The sequence below is a fragment of the Streptomyces durbertensis genome, assembly GCF_014156695.1.
GTDB classification, from domain to species: domain Bacteria; phylum Actinomycetota; class Actinomycetes; order Streptomycetales; family Streptomycetaceae; genus Streptomyces; species Streptomyces durbertensis.
This window is the reverse complement of record NZ_WMLF01000686.1, coordinates 1-1,857: the sequence shown is the minus strand read 5'-3', so window position 1 is coordinate 1,857 and position 1,857 is coordinate 1. Positions and strand designations below refer to the sequence as shown.

At 69.8% G+C, this 1,857-nt stretch carries 2 protein-coding genes; one reads left to right on the top strand and one right to left on the bottom strand.

The genetic code is table 11. The features are described from left to right. Positions 1-155, bottom strand: a 155-nt coding sequence (locus tag GL263_RS25915; protein ID WP_182858169.1) for a lycopene cyclase family protein, incomplete at its 3' end; no start/stop codon positions are given. A 260-nt stretch (positions 156-415) separates the two neighbouring features. Here GL263_RS25915 and GL263_RS25910 point away from each other — a divergent pair. Then, positions 416-1,857, top strand: a 1,442-nt coding sequence (locus GL263_RS25910; protein ID WP_182858170.1) for an aldehyde dehydrogenase family protein, incomplete at its 3' end; no start/stop codon positions are given.

The following is a 1,857-nucleotide window of genomic DNA, read 5'->3' as shown; positions in this document are numbered from 1 at the left end:
GCCGGCATGTGGGTGAGGATGTCCCAGCGCCAGTCCGGCCGGCCGGCCTCCAGCACCAGGACGCTGTTCTCCCGGTCCGCGCTCAGCCTGTTGGCCAGCGCGCAACCGGCCGAACCCCCACCGACGATGACGTAGTCGTACTTCGCTCGGCTCATACCGCGCTCCTCTGGCTCATCGGTTTCCCGTGTCGCCGCGTTCCTCGTTAGGCCGTCCGTGGGTACTGGTCAGTAGCGCCGCCGGAATCCGATTTCCCTGTCCCGGCGCTGTTCTCCCTCCATCCGCCGGGCCCGGTCCTCATCTCCGACGCGTTCCGTCGCTCGTGTCCGCGTGGCAGCGGACGCCGCCGCCACTAACGTAGGCAGCGACGCGTCCCAGCGCATTACGGAGTGCCGCATTCGGCTCAACCGGGAGAGGAATTCCCACGTCCAGTCTGTTTATCGGCGGGAAATGGGTGACCGCTTCCGGCGGCGCCACCCGCGAGGTCATCAACCCCTACGACCAGTCAGTGGTCCGCTCCGTCGACGAGGGTGACGAGAACGACGCCCGCGCGGCCGTCTCCGCCGCCCGCGCCGCGTTCGACGGCGACACCTGGCCGTCCTGGACCCCCCGGCAGCGCTCCGACCTGCTGCGCCGCGTCGCCCGGTACCTCCAGCGCGACCGCGGCGAGATCGCCCGGCTGGAAACCCTCGACACCGGCAAGACCCTCGTCGAGTCCGGCATCGACGTCGACGACGTCACCGCCGTCTTCGACTACTACGCCGGCCAGGCCGAAGCCGACTCCGGCCGCGTCGTCGACGCGGGCGACCCGCGCATCCGCAGCCGCGTCGTCCACGAACCCGTCGGCGTCTGCGCCCTCATCGCCCCCTGGAACTACCCCCTCCTCCAGGCCTCCTGGAAGGTGGCGCCGGCGCTGGCCGCCGGCAACACCATGATCATCAAGCCCAGTGAGATCACCCCGCTCACCACCGTCAAGATGGTCGAACTCATCGAGGAGGCCGGCGCGCCACCCGGCGTCGTCAACCTCGTCCTCGGCGCCGGCGCCGCCGTCGGCGGCCCCCTCGTCGAAAGCCCCGAAGTCGACCTCGTCTCCTTCACCGGCGGCCTGGAGACCGGCCGCAACATCATGCGCGCCGCCGCCGGCACCGTGAAGAACATCGCCCTCGAACTCGGCGGCAAGAACCCCAACATCGTCTTCGCCGACGCCGACTTCGAAACCGCCATCGACTACGCCCTGATGGCCGTCTTCTTCCACGCCGGACAGGTCTGCTCCGCCGGCACCCGCCTCATCGTCGAGGACAGCCTCCACGAACCGTTCATCGGCGAACTCGTCGCCCGCGCCGAACGCATCCGCCTCGGCAACGGCCTCGACGCCGACACCGAAAGCGGCCCCCTCGTCTCCGCCGCCCACCGCGACAAGGTCGAGTCCTACGTCGAACTCGGCAAGCGCGAAGGCGCCACCCTCCTCACCGGCGGACAGCGCCCCGACGACCCCGCACTCCGCAACGGCTTCTTCTACCGCCCCACCGTCTTCGACGACTGCACCCGCGACATGCGCATCGTCCAGGAGGAGACCTTCGGCCCCATCGTCACCGTCGAACGCTTCACCGAGGAAGCCGAAGCGGTCGAACTCGGCAACCACACCGACTACGGCCTCGCCGGCGCCGTCTGGACCGCCGACGCCGGCCGCGCCGAGCGCGTCGCCCGGCGACTCCGCCACGGCACGGTCTGGATCAACGACTTCGGCCCCTACCTGCCACAGGCCGAATGGGGCGGCTTCAAACGCTCCGGCATCGGCCGCGAACTCGGCCTCGACGGCCTCGCCGAATACCGCCAGGCCAAACACATCTACGAGAACAC